At 72.0% G+C, this 15,820-nt stretch carries 15 protein-coding genes; 12 read left to right on the top strand and 3 right to left on the bottom strand.

Annotation, left to right across the window (positions count from 1 at the left end; all coding sequences use genetic code 11):
- The first annotated feature begins 27 nt into the window (after positions 1-27).
- From FDO69_RS19670 to trpD, 4 genes are all read left to right on the top strand, one after another.
- Positions 28-1,545, top strand: coding sequence for an anthranilate synthase component I family protein (locus FDO69_RS19670; RefSeq protein WP_104781164.1), 1,518 nt, complete (start codon positions 28-30; stop codon positions 1,543-1,545).
- Positions 1,542-2,132 (top strand): anthranilate synthase component II, encoded by a 591-nt coding sequence (locus FDO69_RS19665; RefSeq protein ID WP_104781163.1) that lies wholly within the window; start codon positions 1,542-1,544, stop codon positions 2,130-2,132. The genes FDO69_RS19670 and FDO69_RS19665 overlap by 4 nt, the downstream gene beginning before the upstream one ends.
- A 259-nt stretch (positions 2,133-2,391) precedes the next feature.
- Entirely contained in the window at positions 2,392-2,694 is a 303-nt protein-coding gene (locus tag FDO69_RS19660; protein WP_104781162.1) for a hypothetical protein, read from the top strand.
- A gap of 48 nt (positions 2,695-2,742) precedes the next feature.
- Positions 2,743-3,822, top strand: a complete 1,080-nt coding sequence (trpD, locus tag FDO69_RS19655; protein WP_104781161.1) for an anthranilate phosphoribosyltransferase — start codon at positions 2,743-2,745, stop codon at positions 3,820-3,822.
- 63 nt (positions 3,823-3,885) lie between these two features.
- Here trpD and FDO69_RS19650 read toward each other — a convergent pair whose 3' ends face one another.
- The 3 genes from FDO69_RS19650 to FDO69_RS19640 form a co-directional block, all read right to left on the bottom strand.
- On the bottom strand, positions 3,886-5,154 hold the full coding sequence (locus tag FDO69_RS19650; protein WP_104781160.1) for a cation:proton antiporter domain-containing protein: 1,269 nt from the start codon (positions 5,152-5,154) through the stop codon (positions 3,886-3,888).
- Positions 5,141-5,806, bottom strand: coding sequence for a flavin reductase family protein (locus FDO69_RS19645; protein ID WP_104781159.1), 666 nt, complete (start codon positions 5,804-5,806; stop codon positions 5,141-5,143). Before FDO69_RS19645 ends, FDO69_RS19650 begins: the two co-directional genes overlap by 14 nt.
- A gap of 129 nt (positions 5,807-5,935) precedes the next feature.
- On the bottom strand, positions 5,936-7,552 hold the full coding sequence (locus FDO69_RS19640) for a tryptophan halogenase family protein (protein ID WP_104781158.1): 1,617 nt from the start codon (positions 7,550-7,552) through the stop codon (positions 5,936-5,938).
- A gap of 285 nt (positions 7,553-7,837) precedes the next feature.
- On the opposite strand from FDO69_RS19640, the gene sbnA reads away from it, so the two are divergent.
- The 8 genes from sbnA to FDO69_RS19600 all read left to right on the top strand — a co-directional run bounded on the left by sbnA (position 7,838) and on the right by FDO69_RS19600 (position 15,820).
- Positions 7,838-8,884, top strand: coding sequence for a 2,3-diaminopropionate biosynthesis protein SbnA (gene sbnA / locus FDO69_RS19635; RefSeq protein WP_104781333.1), 1,047 nt, complete (start codon positions 7,838-7,840; stop codon positions 8,882-8,884).
- Positions 8,885-8,964: 80 nt separating this feature from the next.
- On the top strand, positions 8,965-9,228 hold the full coding sequence (locus tag FDO69_RS19630; RefSeq protein WP_104781157.1) for an acyl carrier protein: 264 nt from the start codon (positions 8,965-8,967) through the stop codon (positions 9,226-9,228).
- The gene (locus FDO69_RS19625; RefSeq protein ID WP_104781156.1) at positions 9,225-10,481 is read left to right on the top strand and encodes a beta-ketoacyl-[acyl-carrier-protein] synthase family protein; all 1,257 of its coding nucleotides are present in this window, start codon (positions 9,225-9,227) and stop codon (positions 10,479-10,481) included. The genes FDO69_RS19630 and FDO69_RS19625 overlap by 4 nt, the downstream gene beginning before the upstream one ends.
- 37 nt (positions 10,482-10,518) lie before the next feature.
- Positions 10,519-11,613: a beta-ketoacyl synthase N-terminal-like domain-containing protein gene (locus FDO69_RS19620; RefSeq protein WP_104781155.1), complete on the top strand. Its 1,095-nt coding sequence runs from the start codon at positions 10,519-10,521 to the stop codon at positions 11,611-11,613.
- A 47-nt stretch (positions 11,614-11,660) separates the two neighbouring features.
- On the top strand, positions 11,661-12,404 hold the full coding sequence (gene fabG, locus FDO69_RS19615) for a 3-oxoacyl-ACP reductase FabG (RefSeq protein ID WP_104781154.1): 744 nt from the start codon (positions 11,661-11,663) through the stop codon (positions 12,402-12,404).
- Positions 12,405-12,432: 28 nt separating this feature from the next.
- Positions 12,433-13,152, top strand: coding sequence for a 2-hydroxychromene-2-carboxylate isomerase (locus tag FDO69_RS19610; protein WP_104781153.1), 720 nt, complete (start codon positions 12,433-12,435; stop codon positions 13,150-13,152).
- Positions 13,149-14,594 carry a condensation domain-containing protein gene (locus FDO69_RS19605; RefSeq protein WP_104781152.1) on the top strand — a complete coding sequence of 482 codons (1,446 nt, stop codon included), beginning with the start codon at positions 13,149-13,151 and terminating at the stop codon, positions 14,592-14,594. The genes FDO69_RS19610 and FDO69_RS19605 overlap by 4 nt, the downstream gene beginning before the upstream one ends.
- Positions 14,591-15,820: an FAD-dependent monooxygenase gene (locus FDO69_RS19600; RefSeq protein ID WP_104781151.1), complete on the top strand. Its 1,230-nt coding sequence runs from the start codon at positions 14,591-14,593 to the stop codon at positions 15,818-15,820. The genes FDO69_RS19605 and FDO69_RS19600 overlap by 4 nt, the downstream gene beginning before the upstream one ends.

Genomic DNA, 15,820 nt, shown 5'->3' with positions numbered 1-15,820 from the left:
GCCACCCTTCGAGGATGGGGTTCACCTGTGACCACACTGCTCGACTCACCACTCCGAGCGGCCGGCGCACCACACCGGCCCCTCACCGTCCATGTCGACGAGACCGTCCTGCCCCCGCACGACCCGCTGGACCTGTACACGGCCCTGCGCGCCCGGGCCGGCGACGAGGTGTTCCTGCTGGAGAGCCTCGCCGCCCCCGAGGAGGACGGCAACGGCGCCGTCGTCGGCCACGGCCGGCTCGCCGAACTCCAGGTGCACGCCGACCGCGTCACCGTCGACGGAGCCCCTGCCGTCACCGAGGCGCTGCGCGCCGCCGCCACCGACCTGGGGCTGGCCGAACTGCCGGACGGGGCCCGCGCCCTGGCCGACGCCGACCAGGTGTGGGAACTGCTGCGGGCCGCCCAGCGGGCGTTCACCGTGGAGACCTCGGTGCCCGCGGACGGATACGCCTTCGGTTTCCTGGCCACCGTCGGCTACGGCGCCGCCTGGCACATGGAACGGCTGCCCGAGCGCTCCGCCGACGGCGGCCCCGACCTCGTCCTGACCCTCTTCCGAGAGGTCGTGCGCTACGACCCCGACGCGGGCACCGCCCGGCTGCTCACCGCCCGCTGCCCGGACTTCCCGCCCGCCGCGGTCCCCGGCCTCGTCGCCGCCGTCGCCGCCGGGCTGCGCCCGCCCGCGCCCGCCCCGCTGCCCGCGGCGCCCACCCCGCGCACGGTCCGTGACAGCACCGATGAGCGGACCTTCCTCGCCCAGGTGGAGCGCTGCCTGGCGCACATCGGCGTCGGGGACATCTACCAGATCCAGATCGGTCACCGCATCGACGTGGACACCGAGCTGACGCCGCTGGACGTCTACCGGCGGTTGCGGCACCGCAACCCCTCGCCGTACATGTACCTCGTCCCGCGCGACGGTTCCACGCTCATCGGCGCCAGTCCCGAGGTGCTGTTCCGCACCGAGGGCGACCGGATCGTCATGCGGCCCATCGCCGGCACCACCCCGCGCAGCGGTGACCCGGCGGTCGACGGGCCGCGCATCGAGGCGCTGAAGGCCAGCGAGAAGGAACGCGCCGAGCACGTCATGCTGGTCGACCTGTGCCGCAACGACATCGGCCGGGTCAGTGCGCCGGGCACGCTGGACGTGCAGCGGCTGATGACCGTGGAGACGTACTCGCACGTCTTCCACCTGGTCTCCACCGTCGAGGGGGTCCTCGCGCCCGGCGAGGACACCTGGTCGGTGCTGCGCGCCACCTTCCCGGCGGGCACGGTCACCGGCGCCCCGAAGATCCGGGCCATGGAGATCATCGAGGAGTTGGAGAGCGCGCCCCGGCGGATGTACGCGGGCGCGGTCGGCCTGGTCGACGTGCGCGGCTGGTCCCGGCTCGCCTTGTGCATCCGCACCATCACCCACGACGGGACGGCGTACTCCACCCAGAGCTGCGCCGGCATCGTCGCCGACTCCGAGCCGCTCGCCGAATGGCACGAGACGCTGCACAAGATGGGCGCCGCCTACTGGGCGCTGACCGGTGAGGAGCTGCTGCCGTGAAGGTCCTGCTCGTCGACGCCTACGACAGCTTCACCCACATCATCGACCAGTACCTGCGCACGCTGGGCGCCGAGACCGACGTGGTGCGGTCGGGCACACGCACCCCGGCGCAGCTCGCGGCCCTGGGGGCACAGGCGGTGGTGCTGGGGCCCGGGCCGGGCCATCCGGCCGACTCCGGGCACGTGGAGCTGGTGCACACCTTCGCCGGGCGGGTTCCGCTGCTCGGCATCTGCCTGGGCCACCAGGCGATCGGCCTCGCCTACGGGGCGCGGGTCGCCGTCGCCGCCCGGCTCAAGCACGGCAAGACCAGCCCCGTCGCGCACGACGGCGCCGGGGTCTTCACCGGCCTGGGCGGCGAGGTGACCGCCACGCGGTACCACTCGCTCGTCGTCGAGGAGCCGCTGCCGCGGGGGCTGACCGTGACGGCACGGGCTGCCGACGACGGCTACGTCATGGGGCTGCGGCACTGCGCGCTGGCGGTGGAAGGGGTGCAGTTCCATCCCGAGTCCATCACCACCGTGGGAGGAATGCGGCTGCTGGAGAATTTCCTGTTGATGTCCTCCCGGGCCGCCGTTCCGGTTTCCTGAGGAGTTGGAATTTTTTCGCGTATGGCCCGTGCGGGTCGCGGGGAGGGCCTCCGCAACCCCCGCACGACCCCTGGAATCTATGGGTCCGAATTTCCCTTTAACATGGTGTGACCTGCGAGTATATCGCCGTTATTGATCCAGCGGTGATCGCTGAAGCACCTCCGATAATCAACTAAAGCCGTAGCTCCGTAATTTTCTCGGTGTCGGGACGGAACGGGTCGGACCGAAACCAAGAGAAAACAATGACGGGGAGACGGAAATGCAGCTCACGCAGATCAAGAAGTCCGGGATCCAGGCCTTCGTCCTCGCCGCCTTCACGGCCGGCGCCCTGTTCACCAGCGCGGCGGTGTCCGACCAGGCGCACGCGGCTCCGAACAGCGTGGTGGCCGTCACCGAGGAGGTGGACCCGTGGAGCAACGGGGCCGCCGGTGGCGATGTGGATCCGTGGAGCGGCGTGGCTGCCGGTGGCGATGTGGACCCGTGGAGCGGCGTGGCTGCCGGTGGCGATGTGGACCCGTGGAGCGGCGTGGCTGCCGGTGGCGATGTGGATCCCTGGAGCTGACGTCCGCGAGGCACTGTTCCCGGACCGGATGACTGAAGGAGAACCGGAGTGAACGCAAGGACCGTACCGGGTGGGCCGCAACTGTCCTGGCCCGGGCTGCTCGGCTCCGTCCTGAACGGTCGCGACCTGTCCGAGCCGGACACCGCGTGGGTGATGGACCAGGTGATGCGGGGCAACGCCTCCGACGCCCTGATCGCCGGCTTCCTGGTGGCGTTGCGCGCCAAGGGGGAGACGACCGGCGAACTGGAGGGGCTGGTGCGGGGCATGATGGCGCACGCAGTACGCATCGACGTGCCGGGGAGGACCGTCGATGTGGTGGGCACCGGAGGGGACGGGGCGAAGACCGTCAACATCTCCACGATGTCCGCGGTCGTGGCGGCGGGCGCGGGGGCGCGCATCGTCAAACACGGCAACCGCGCCTCCAGTTCCGCCTCGGGCTCGGCCGACGTACTCGAAAAGCTCGGGGTGAGCCTTCGGCTGCCGCCGGGACAGGTGGCGGCACTGGCGGAGGAGGTCGGGATCACGTTCTGCTTCGCCCCCGACTTCCATCCGGCGATGCGGCACGCGGCGGTCGCCCGGCGCGCGCTCGGCATCCCCACCGTCTTCAACGCCCTCGGGCCGCTGACCAACCCGGCGGCGCCCGCCGCCCAGGCGGTCGGCGTCGCCGACGCCCGGCTGCTGCCGCTCGTCGCCGGGGTGCTGGCGCGCCGGGGGGTCGACGCGCTGGTGTTCCGCGGCGACGACGGGCTGGACGAACTGACCGTCACCACCACCTCCACCGTCCTCACGGTGGAAGGCGGCACGGTCCGTCAGGAGTCGTTCGACCCACGGGCCCTCGGCTTCGGGTACGCCCCGGTCGAGGCGCTGCGCGGGGCGGACGCCGGATACAACGCGGACGTGGCGCGGCGGGTCCTCGGCGGCGAGCGGGGGCCGGTGCGGGACGCCGTCCTGCTCTCGGCCGCCGCGGCCCTGGCCGCGCTGGAGCCGGCCGGCGGACGGACGCTCACCGAACGCCTCGCCCCGGCCGTCGGCCGGGCCGCCGAGGCGATCGACTCGGGCGCCGCCCGCTCCACCCTCGAACGCTGGGCCTTGGCCAGCAGCGCCCACGCCCTGACACCGGCGGCCTGACCATGGGCGTCCGTACGACCGCGACGCCCCCGGTTGCCGCAGTGACGGCGGGGACCGGCTGCGTTACGCGGCGGTGACCGGCCGGGGGGCGGGGACGGACGGCTCCGGGGCCGGGGTACGACGGAACCAGGTGAGCGCGGGGGAGGTCATGGCCGTGGTGATCAGGGCCATCAGGACCAGGATGGTGAACAGGTCCGGTCCGATGACGCCCAGTTCCAGGCCGAGGTTGAGAACGACGAGCTCGGTCAGGCCGCGGCAGTTCATCAGCGCGCCGAGCGACATCGCGTCCCGCCACGACTGGCCCGACAGCCGTGCCGCCGCCGTGCTGCCGCCGAACTTGCCGAACAGCGCCACCGCCAGGACCGCGCCGGCCCACAGCCACTGGGCGGCGTCACCGGTGAGCAGCGAGACATCGGTGCGCAGTCCGGTGCTGACGAAGAACAGCGGCAGCAGCACCGGGACGGTGAACGCCCGCAGCCGGGCGGCGGACAGCTCGACCACCCGCGAACCGCGCGGCACGACCACGCCGAAGAGGAACGCGCCGAACAGGGCGTGGATGCCGATGCCGTCCGTGACGAAGGCCGACAGGCACAGACCGGCGAAGACGAAGACCAGGACCGAGCTCTCCGCGACCTTGCCGGCCTGCCGGGTCAGCCGGGCCAGCACCGGCCGGACCAGGTACATCATGCAGGCCACGAAGAGCAGTGACCAGGCAGCCGTGACGGCCGCCTGCTCCATCGAACCGCTGGTGCTGACCGCCGCGACCAGCGCCAGCAGGCACCACGCGCTGACGTCGTCCACGGCCGCGCACGCCATCGCCAGCGACCCGAGGGGAGTGGTGTAGAGGCCGCGGTCGGTGAGGATCCGGGCCAGCACCGGGAAGGCGGTGATGCTCATCGCGACGGCGACGAACAGGACGAACGGCAGCCGGTCCACCCCGGCCGGAGCGAACGGGCCGTACATCCCGAGCGCCAGCAGCGCGCCCAGCAGCAGGGGCAGCGCGATGCCGACGTAGGAGACGGTGACCGCTGCACGGCTGTGACCGCGCAGGGCGGACAGGTCCAGCTCCAGCCCGACCAGGAACATGAAGGCGAGCAGGCCGAGATTGCCCAGAACCATCAGGTGCGGGAGGACCTCCGCCGGGAACAGCCAGTGCTGGGCGGCGGGGGAGATCCAGCCGAGCAGCGACGGGCCGAGCAGGATGCCGAGGGTGATCTCGCCGATGACCGAGGGCTGCCCGATCCGGCGGAAGAGGAGCGCGCCGATACGGCACACGCCGATCACCACGGGAACGGCGACGAGCAGGCCGGGCAGCGGGTCAGGAGCCGACACGGGCTTCTCCTTCCACGGGTGAGGGCACGGCGAGCGCAGGAGCGGGCAGGGCGCGGGCCGGCGCGGGCTCTGCCTCCGGCGCCGGCCCCGACGCGGCCGCCGACCAGCGGGCGTACCGGCGTCTGCCGTAGAGCAGCGGTGATCTGCCGTCGGTGTGGGTGACGCGGGTGACCCGGCCGAAGACGGCCGTGTGGTCGCCGATCTCCACGGTGTGCACCACCGTGCAGTCCGCGACGGCGAGGGCGGCCTCGGTCAGGTGCGGCCCCGCGGCACCCAGCGGGAGCCGCCACTCGGCGTGCGCGAACCGGTCGGTGCTGCCGGAGGCGAACAGGTCGGAGACGGTCCGTGCCTCCTCGTGCAGCAGGTTCAGGGCGAAGTGCCCGCTGTCCAGGGCGGCGCGCAGGGTCGGGCCGGCGGTGCGCAGGCAGACCACCAGGGTCGCCGGGTCCAGCGCCACACTCGCCAGCGAGCTGCACGTCATCCCGCGCGGGGCGGAGTCGGCGCCGAGCGCGGTCACCACGCTGACCCCGGAGGGGAAGGACGCCATCAGGGGGCGTATGTCGGTTTCGTCCGGCGCGGCGGCCGGTGCCGCCGAAGGGGTCGAAGTGGTCGAAGCGGTGGTCGTCGTGGTCGTCTCAGCTGTACCAGTCATGCGGTCGGCTCCTGTCGGAAGCAGGATCGGGCCCGGAGTCGGGACAGGGATCGGGACGGAGCGGGTCTGCCCGGCGGACTGCGGGGGTTCAGCGCCGCCGGGCTGATCCGTGGCCGGAGCGGCCGGGGACTACTTGCCGTGCAGGCGGCGCAGGTAGTCGTAGGCGCTGGGCAGCGTGTCAAGCAGGTGCTGCTGCTCCTGCTTGACCTTGTCGAACAGCGGCTGGGCGCCCGCGACGGACTCCGGCTTGTGGGCGAGCGCGGGCAGCGGCGTGTCCGGCTCCAGACCGAGGCCGGCGAAGATGCAGTAATAGCTGCCGTTGGTCCAGAAGTTGCGGAACTCCGCCTCGAAGTTCCCGTAGTACGTGGACTCGTCGGCGATCGGCGAATTGACCGGGAGACCCGCCTTGTAGGCATCGATCTTCCGCTGGATGTTCTCCGGCAGCTTCAGCTCTTTCTGGGCCCGCCAGAACGGCGAGTCGTCGCGCGGCGCGTAGTAGAAATGCGCCTGGATGAAGTCACGGGTGTCGTCGAACATCATCTCGATCTCCTGGTTGAAGCTGTTCACCAGGGCCGGGTTGAAGGTGCGGTCGGGGAAGTGCTTGGCGAGCTGGTAGATCGCGGCGGTGATGAAGTAGATGCCGGTCGACTCCAACGGCTCCAGGAAGCACGAGGAAAGGCCGATGCTCACCACGTTGTTGACCCAGGCGCGGCGGTTGCGGCCGACCCGGAAACGGACGTGGTTGAACTGCGTCTCCGCGGGGTCGAGTCCCCACATCTCACAGAACTCCGCAGTCGCCTCGTCCTGCGAGGTGAACCTGCTGGAATAGACGTAACCGGACCCGAAACGGCCCAGCATCGGAATCTTCCAGGCCCAGCCGGAGGACATCGCGATGGCCGAGGTGTACGGCTCGACCCCGTTCGCCTCGTCGTCGTGCGGCACGGCGGTGGCCACCGCGCTGTCGCACATCAGGTGGTCGCTCATGTCGACGAACGGCTCGCCCAGCGCCTTGTTGATCAGCAATCCGCGGAAGCCCGAGCAGTCGACGAACAGGTCGGCGTCGAGCACCCGGCCGGACTTGGTGTGCAGGGCCGTGACGTAGCCGCGCTCGTCCTGCTCGACCCGGACCATCTCGTCCTGGACGTGCTCCACACCCTGCTTGTCGGTGGCGAAGCGGCGCAGGAAGTCGGCGACCAGGGCGGCGTCGAAGTGCCAGGCGTACCGGGTGGACTCGGTGCCGTCGAGCCACTTCGGCGACTTGTTGGCGTCCATCACCGGCGGCTCGCGGAAGCAGGCGTAGTCGAACGGCTCGTCGGTGCGGCCCTCGTGCCTGTTCTTGTACCAGTAGTGGGACAGCGGTGTGTTGTCGTGGTCGGGCAGGATGCCGAACGGGTGGTAGAAGTGGTCGGGCCGGCCGTCGTCCAGGGTGCGCGCCCCGGGCTCGCCGCGGCCCGGGGTGCGCCAGTTGACGAAGCGCACGGCCATCTTGAAGCTGGCGTTGCACTCGCGCATCCACTCCTCCTCGGGTATGCCGAGGTAGTCGAAGAGCACGCGGTGCAGATTCGGCACGGTGGCCTCGCCCACGCCGATCCGGGGAATGGCCGGGGCCTCCAGCACCTGGATGTCGACGGTGCCCTGGAGCGCCTTGCCGAGATAGGCGGCGGTCATCCAGCCGGCCGTGCCACCGCCGAGGATGACGACTTTGCGGATGCGCGAGTCGGTGTCGTTCGTACCGATGTCGGTCATAGGAAGGCTCATTTCTCCGGTCGGGTGCGTCCGTGCGCCGCTGTGTGCAGCGCCTTTTCACACTGTCGAGTGGATTTACACGCCAGAATCGGCTGACTCGCTATGCGGCATCTATAGGTGGCCGGAATTGCCGCTTGAGCAGGTTCGTATGGGTGAGGTATAGGCGGCTCGACGATTCTCGGTAGGCGTCGAAAACCGCCCGCAACTCCCAGCAGAGGATGGCTGCATCAGATGCCGTACGAAGACGGGAAGGCCGTTGCCCAGGGACCGGGCGGACTTCCCGGCATGCCGCTTGCGGAACTCCGGGGAATCCTCGCCGTGGTGGGGAACACTCCGCTCATCGAGCTGGAACGGCTCGCACCGGACTTACCGGTACGGCTGTTCGCCAAGGCAGAGAGGTTCAACCCCGGCGGCAGCGTCAAGGACCGGTCGGCGCTCTCGATGGTGCTGAACCGGATCCGCTCCGGGGAACTCGTGCCCGGTCGGTCCACCGTGATCGAGTCCAGTTCCGGAAATCTCGCGATCGGACTCGCCCAGATCTGTGCGTACTTCGGACTGCGCTTCATCTGCGTGGTCGACGCGCGCACCACCCAGCAGAACCTCGCGATCCTGCGTGCCTACGGCGCCCGGGTCGAGGTCGTCACCGACCCGGACCCGGTCACCGGGGAGCTGCTGCCCATGCGGCTGCGCAGGGTGGCCGAACTGCTGGCCTCGACACCCGACTCGTACTGGCCCGACCAGTACGCCAACCCGCTCAACCGGCAGGCGCACCTGACCACGATGCGCGAGATCGCCGAGGCGCTGGACGGCAAGGTCGACCACCTGATCCTGGCGGCCGGCACCGGCGGCACCCTGGGCGGTTGCGCCGAGTACATCCGGCAGAGCGGCCTGACGACGACCGTGCACGCGGTGGACGCCGTCGGCAGCGTGCTCTTCGGCCGGAGCCCCGGCTGCACCCGGCTGGTGCCGGGCCACGGCGCGTCGATCCGGCCCAAGCTGCTGCGGCCCTCGGACGCCGACCACGTCGTCCACGTCACCGACCTGGACTGTGTGGTCGGGTGCCGCCGGCTCGTACGGCGCGAGGCGATCCTCGCGGGCGGCTCCTCGGGAGCCGTGGTCTCCGCGCTGGACCGCATCGCACCGGGCCTCGAACCCGGTTCCAACGTCGTGCTGATCCTGCCCGACGGCGGAGACCGCTACCTCGACACGATCTACGACGACACCTGGGTGCGCCGGCACTTCGGCGAGGTCGCCGAGCTGTCGCAGGACGCTGACCTGCCGCACCAACTCGTATCCGATTCACAGGAGTTGGCGGATATAGGGCACCGATAGCGGGCCCCGCCACCATGAACGCATCCCCCACACCACCACCCGAGGCCCGCTGGGCCGACACCGATGCACGGAGGCATCCCATGACCACTCAGCTCCCGGCCCTGGACGACGGGCAGAAGGCGGAGATCAAGGACATCGTCTGCGACATCCTCGAGCTGGAACTCGACGAGGTCACCGACGTCAGCCTGTTCAAGGAGGAGCACGACGCCGACTCGCTGCGCACCATCGAGATCCTCTCCTCCCTGGAGCGGACCTTCGGCATCGCCCTGACGCAGTCCGAGCTCAGCCGGATGGTCAACCTCGCCGGCGTCTACGCCGTGGTCGCCGAGGCGCAGGTCAAGTGAGCGGGGCCGCGACGCCGGGCCGCGGCGGGCGTGGCGCCCGGCACCGGGTGGTCGTCACCGGCCTCGGCGTGGTGACGAGCATCGGTACCGGTGTCGACGCGTTCGCCGCCGGCCTGCGGGCCGGCCGCAGCGGCGCGAAACCGATCGGTGCCTTCGACACCACCGGCTTCGCGCACTCCAACGCCTGCGAGATCACCGACTTCGACCCGGCGGCCTGGCTGACCGCCCAGTCCCCGGACGACCTGGGCCGGGCCGCGCAGTTCGCGGTTGCCGCCGCCCGGATGGCGGTCGCCGACGCGGGCCTGACCGCACAGCAGGTGCGCGACGTGCGCTCGCTGGTCTCGGTCGGCACCACCGACGGCGAATCCCGCGACCTGGACCACCTCACCGCGCTCCAGGTCGCCGAGGGTGAGGACGCCCTCGACGAGGTGGCGGCCCGCCGGGTGTGGCCCGGCCGGCTGTCGGCCGGCATCGTCCGCGAACTCGGCCTGGAGGACGTGGAGACCGTCACGGTGCCCACCGCCTGCGCGGCCGGCAACTACGCGGTCGGCTACGGCTACGACGCGATCAGCTCCGGAGACGTCGAGATGGCACTGTGCGGCGGCGCGGACGCGCTGTGCCGCAAGACCTTCACCGGCTTCTACCGGCTCGGCACCATCGCGCCCGACGTGTGCCGCCCCTTCGACGCCGACCGGCAGGGCATCCTGACCGGCGAGGGCTCCGGCATCCTGCTGATGGAGTCGCTGGAGTCCGCACTCGCCCGCGGCGCCCGGATCTACGCCGAGGTGCTGGGCTACGGCCTGTCGTGCGACGCCAGCCACCCGGTCGCCCCGGACCGGGACTCCATCGCCCGCTGCATCACCGCGGCGCACCGCAACGCCGGCATCGAGGCCACGGACGTCGACTTCATCTCCGCGCACGGCACGGGCACCAGGGCCAACGACGTGACCGAGGTCGGCGCGATCCGGCAGGTGTTCGGCGACACCCTGCCACGCACGGTCTCCATCAAGTCGATGATCGGCCACACCATGGGCGCCGCCAGCGCCCTCGCCTCCGCGGCCTGCGCGCTGGCACTGCGGGACGGCTTCATCCCCCCGACGATCAATCACCGCTCGACCGACCCCGAGTGCGCGGTCGACTGCGTGCCCAACGAGGCGGTCGAGGCGGAGCTGAGGGTCGTGCAGAACAACGGGCTCGCCTTCGGCGGCAACAACGCCGTCCTGGTGCTCGGCAAGTGGGAGCAGGCGGCGTGAGAGCCGGCGGCCGCAATCTTGAGAGGAGTTGACGAGCATGGCGCTCCAGGCGAACGCTGCCGCGCCCCGGCTGGCGATATCCGGCTGGGCCGTGTCCTCGCCGTACGGACTGGGCAGGCAGGGCTTCACCCAGGGCCTCAGGTCCGGGCTGCGGGCGGTCGCGCCGGTGGACGCGGCCACCTGGCCGGTCCCCTACCCGGAGGCCGGGCTGATCCCCGGCTTCGACGTCAGGGCCGTCCTCGGCCGCAAGGGAACCCGTTCCATGGACCGGGTCACCGGCATCGCAGCCACCACGGTCGGCATGCTCCTCGACGAGTACGGCACTCGACTCGCCGCCGACCCCGAGCGCACCGGCCTGGTGCTCGGCACCTCCGGCAGCGTCCAGTCGATCATGGATTTCACCCGGGACGCGCTCACCGGCGACAAGCCCTACCTCGTCGACCCGGCGCGCTTTCCCAACACCGTCATGAACTGCCCCGCCGGTGCCAGTGCCATCCGGCACACCCTCAAGGGCCCCAACGTCACCGTCTCCGGCGGCGCCACCACCGCCCTGCTCGCCCTCCAGTACGCCTCCCGGCTGCTGCGGGGCGGACACGGCACGGCGCTGCTGGCCGGTGCGGCGGAGGAGTTCTCCGTTCAGCGGGCCCGGCTGGAACGGGTCGCCGACCACGACGGCGGCGAACCGCAGCCGCTCGGCGAGGGCGCCGCGCTCTTCCTCCTGGAGGAGGCGACGGCCGCCCGGGAGGGAGGCCGGCCCGTGCTCGCCTCGGTCCTCGGCTCCCGTTTCCGTGCCTTCCAGGACAAGGGCCGGGCCGGAGCGGCGCTGGAACGCTGCGTCGCCGACGTCCTGGCCGACGCGGACGCCGCCCCCGGCGACGTCGAACTGATCGTGCCCGGCAACCCGCCCGGCCTGCTCGGCAAGCAGGAGGAGTCCGCCCTCGACGGGCTGACCGGCAACCGGCTCCCGGTGCGCTCCCTGGTCGGCGACGCCGGCGCGGCCTCCGCCGCCTTCCAGCTCGCCGCCGCGCTGGCCGAGGCGGAGAGCGAACCGAGCCTGGTGGACCGGCTCGCCCTGATCACCGCTGCCGACCGCGACGGCACCGTCGGCGCGCTGCTGCTGCGGCTGGCCTGAGACACCCCCGGCCACCCGTTCCGTCACCCAGGAAAGAGGCACGTCACATGTCCGACACACCGAGGCCGGTCGCCCTGGTCACCGGCGGTTCGCGCGGGATCGGGCGGGCCGTCGTGGAGACCCTCGCCCGCGACGGTCATGACGTCGCGCTGTGCTACCAGTCGAACGAGGAGGCGGCCGCGCTCGCCGCCAAGTCAGCCGCCGCGCACGGCGCCCGCACCCTCGCCCGCCGCGTCGACGTGACGGACCGGGCCGCCGTCGCCGCGTTCGCGGCCGAGACCGAGGAGCTGCTCGGGCCGGTGGACGTGGTGGTCACCGCGGCCGGGATCGTCCGCGACGGCCACCTGGCGATGATGGCCGACGAGGACTGGGACGCCGTGCTGCGCACCAACCTCGACGGCACCTACAACGTCGTCCGCACGCTCGCCTTCCCCATGCTCAAGCGCCGCCGCGGCACCGTCGTCACGCTCTCCTCGGTCGCCGCGGCGGGGCACGCCACGCAGACCAACTACTCCGCGTCCAAGGCCGGGATCATCGGCTTCACCGCGGCCTTCGCCAAGGAGGCCGGACGCTCCGGCATCCGCGCCAACGCCGTCGCCCCGGGCTTCATCAGCACCGACATGACCGGCGGCCTCTCCGAGAAGCACGCCAAGGAGATGACCCGCCGCATCCCGCTGGGCCGCTTCGGCGAACCCCAGGAGGTCGCGGAACTGGTGTCCTTCCTGGCCGGCGACCGCGCCGCCTACATCACCGGACAGGTCTTCGCCGTCGACGGCGGACTGGTCGTCTGAGAACCCCATCCGCCCAAGGGAGTCAGCCATGCCACGCGCCGCCCGGCCGCCGCGCTTCTACTTCAACCTGCGCAGCCCCTACAACTTCCTCGCGCTGCGCGACCTGCGCGAGAACCACCCCGGCCTGCCCGACCGGCTGGAGTGGCGGCCCTTCTGGGAGCCCGACGAGATCAGCCGGAAGCTGCTGGCCGAGGAGGGTGCCGAGTTCCCCTACGTCCCGATGTCCAGGGCCAAGCAGTTCTACATCCTGCGGGACGTGCGCCGGCTCGCCGCGGCCCGCGGGCTCACCCTGACCTGGCCGGTGGACGCCGACCCGTGGTGGGAGCCCGCGCACCTGACGTGGTTCCTCGCCGAGCGCCGGGGCCTGGGCCGGGCGTGGGTGGAGCGGGCGGGCCGGGCCCGCTGGCTGGAGGGCCGCGACCTGTGCGACCCGGCCACCGTGCGTGAACTGGCCGTCTCCATCGGCCTGGACGCCGAAGAGGCGGGCGCCGTCACCGACGACCCGGAGATCCGGGCGCAGGGCGCCAAGGCCCTGGTGGACGTGTCCCGCGACGGCGTGTTCGGGGTGCCGTACTTCATCCACGGCTCGGAGCCCTTCTGGGGCCTGGACCGGGTCGCCGACTTCGCGGCGACCTTCCCCGAGCACGCCCCGGCGCCCGCCGCGCAGAACCCCGACCCCACCGAGCCCGGCATCGCCCTCGTCGGCGGCCCCGCCTCCGACCTGAGCCACGCGGGAGGCTGCGGATGAGCACCTCCGTGCAGGCCCTGCCGCTGACCTCGATCCAGGAGGCGATGTGGACCGCGTACCGCATCGCCCCGGACAGCGCCGCCTACAACATCGTGATGCCGCTGCGGCTGAGCGGCCGGGTCGACCCCGCGGCCATGGACGCCGCTGTCACCACGGTCGGCCAACGCCAGGAACTGCTGCGCTCCGTCTTCGCCGAGCACGGCGGACGCCCGGTCCGCATCGCCTCCGACGCACCCGTCGTACGGCTCGAACTGCGGGACCTCGACGGGATCGACGAGGACGGGCTGCTGCGTGCCGTCGAGGAGGCCGGGGCCCGGCCGTTCCGGCTGGAGTCGGGGACCTTCCGCGTGGTGCTGCTGCGCCGCGCCGACGACGACTGGGCGCTGGTCACCTCCGCCCACCACATCGTCAGCGACTTCACCTCCCGCTGGCTGCTGGTCCGTGACGTCCTCGTCGCCTATGCGGCCCACGCCGCCGGCACCGCCCCCGACTGGCGCCCGCTGAAGAGCTCGTACACCGAGCACGCGGCGGCGGAGCTGGCCCACACCGCCTCCGAGGCCGGGTTGCGGGCCGCCGCCGCCTGGCGGGAGTCGGTCGCCGGATCGGCCCCGGCCGAACTGCCGCTGGACCGGCCGCGCCCCAGGGTGCGCTCGCTGCGCGGCGACACCGTCGTCCGGCGGCTCGCCCCCGAGGCCGCCGACGGGATCGGCGGGGCGGCGGGCGCCGCGGGGGTGACCCCCTTCGCGTACCTGCTCGCCGTGTTCCAGTCGCTTACCCACCGCTGGACCGGGCAGGACGACTTCCTGCTCGGGGTACCCGCCTCCAGCCGCTCCGGCCGCGGTCAGCGGGACGTGATCGGCTGCTTCCTCAACACCATCCCGGTGCGGGCCGAGTTCGGGCCCGGCGCCACCTTCCGGGACGCCGCCGCGCAGGCCGGCGAGCGGATCATGCGGGGCATGCTGGGCGTGCGCTACCCGTGCGGCCTGGCCTTCCCGCAGGCCACCCTGTTCCGCGCCGCGCTGTTCCTGGTCCACATGGACCGCATGGAGCCGCCGGTGCCCAATGTGCCGCCGGGCCAGGCGGTCGGCCGTGCCATCCCGTACGCCGGTCTCGACATCGCCCTGATCGACGTGCCGCAGCAGGAGGGCCAGCTGGACCTGCTGCTGCGCATCGAGCAGACCCCCGACGGTGTGACCGCGGTCTTCTCCTACGACACCGACGTCCTGGACCGGACGACCGTCGAGCGGTTCGCGGACGGCTACGAGCGGATGCTCACGGCCGCCGTACGGGACCCGGACGCCCGGATCACCGATGTCGAACTGGCCGCCGACGCCGACCTGGACGCCGTGCTCGCCCTCGGCTCCGGCGAGACCGGCGCCTTCGACGACTTCAACTCCTTCAATTCCTTCGACTCCTTCGAGAAGGCATGGGACCACCGATGACCACCACCACGATCGCGGTGATCGGCGCGGGCATCGGCGGACTCACCGCCGCCGCCGCCCTGCACCGCCGCGGCATCGACGTCCACGTCTACGAGCGGGGCGACACCCTGCGCGAACAGGGCGTCGGCATGCACCTCGGCCCCAACGGCACCCGGCTGCTGAACCGCATGGGGCTGGCCGGACAGCTCGCCCGGAACGCGGTGCGGCCCGAGGCGCTGGAGGTCCGCGCCTTCCACGACGGCTCCACGGTGGCGCGGCAGGAGATGGGCGTCGCCTGGGAGGAGCGGTTCGGGGCCCCCTACCTGACCGTGCACCGCGGCGACCTGCACCGGATGCTGGCCTCGCTGCTGCCCGCCGAGCGTGTGCACACCGGGCGCGAGCTGACCGGCTACGAGGAGGGTGCCAAGGGCGTCACGCTCCGGTTCGCGGGCGGAACGGTCACCCGGGCCTCCGCGCTGATCGGCGCGGACGGCGTGCACTCCCTGGTCCGCCGTCGGCTGGCCGGACCCGAGCGGCCCGTGTACTCCGGCAACTGCGCGCTGCGGGGTCTGGTGGACGCGGCCGCGCTGCCGGACCTCGACCCCGCGCTGATGTACATGTTCGCGGGCCCCGCGGGGCGCGTACTGCTCTACCCGGTACGCGGCGGACGGCAGTTCACCTATGTCGTGGTCGCCCCGGCGCCCGAGGGGCTGGACGAGTCCTGGACGAGCACGGCCGGGCCCGCCGACCTCGACGCGACGCTGGCCGGATGGGCGCCGCAGGTGCGGGCCCTCGTCGGCACGGCGCGGGAGGTGCGCCGCTGGGCGCTGTACGACCGGGCGCCGCTGGAGCGGTGGAGCACCGCCCGCACCACGCTGCTCGGCGACGCGGCCCATCCGATGCTCCCGCACCACGGTCAGGGAGCCAACCAGGCCATCGAGGACGGGGTGGCCCTCGCGATCTGCCTCAAGGAGGAGGCATCGGGAGCCGCGGGCATCGCCGCCGCGCTCCGCCGCTATGAAGCGACCCGCCGGCCGCACACGACCCGTGTGCAGCTGGGTTCCCGGGACGGACGGCCCACCACCACACAGAAGAGGAACCCTTCCATGACCAACAACCTCGGCAACAACGGCTCGAACAACAACCGCAACGTCAACAACCAGGCCGCCGATATGGCGTGGATCCTCGCCAACGACGTCGAGGCCAACCTGAACCGTAACGACAACCTGCACAGCAACGCCGCCTGA

Source organism: Streptomyces tibetensis (genome assembly GCF_007655005.1).
GTDB classification, from domain to species: Bacteria; Actinomycetota; Actinomycetes; order Streptomycetales; family Streptomycetaceae; genus Streptomyces; species Streptomyces tibetensis.
This window is presented reverse-complemented; position numbering and strand designations above follow the sequence as displayed.

What these genes read in the sequence shown, in the direction of transcription:
- FDO69_RS19620 (WP_104781155.1), top strand. Translation starts at nt 10,519, where the DNA reads ATGGCGCTCCAGGCGAACGCTGCCGCGCCCCGGCTGGCGATATCCGGC.
- sbnA (WP_104781333.1), top strand. Translation starts at nt 7,838, where the DNA reads ATGCCGCTTGCGGAACTCCGGGGAATCCTCGCCGTGGTGGGGAACACT.
- FDO69_RS19610 (WP_104781153.1), top strand. Translation starts at nt 12,433, where the DNA reads ATGCCACGCGCCGCCCGGCCGCCGCGCTTCTACTTCAACCTGCGCAGC.
- fabG (WP_104781154.1), top strand. Translation starts at nt 11,661, where the DNA reads ATGTCCGACACACCGAGGCCGGTCGCCCTGGTCACCGGCGGTTCGCGC.
- FDO69_RS19600 (WP_104781151.1), top strand. Translation starts at nt 14,591, where the DNA reads ATGACCACCACCACGATCGCGGTGATCGGCGCGGGCATCGGCGGACTC.
- FDO69_RS19660 (WP_104781162.1), top strand. Translation starts at nt 2,392, where the DNA reads ATGCAGCTCACGCAGATCAAGAAGTCCGGGATCCAGGCCTTCGTCCTC.
- FDO69_RS19605 (WP_104781152.1), top strand. Translation starts at nt 13,149, where the DNA reads ATGAGCACCTCCGTGCAGGCCCTGCCGCTGACCTCGATCCAGGAGGCG.
- FDO69_RS19630 (WP_104781157.1), top strand. Translation starts at nt 8,965, where the DNA reads ATGACCACTCAGCTCCCGGCCCTGGACGACGGGCAGAAGGCGGAGATC.
- FDO69_RS19640 (WP_104781158.1), bottom strand. Translation starts at nt 7,552, where the DNA reads ATGACCGACATCGGTACGAACGACACCGACTCGCGCATCCGCAAAGTC.
- FDO69_RS19645 (WP_104781159.1), bottom strand. Translation starts at nt 5,806, where the DNA reads ATGACTGGTACAGCTGAGACGACCACGACGACCACCGCTTCGACCACT.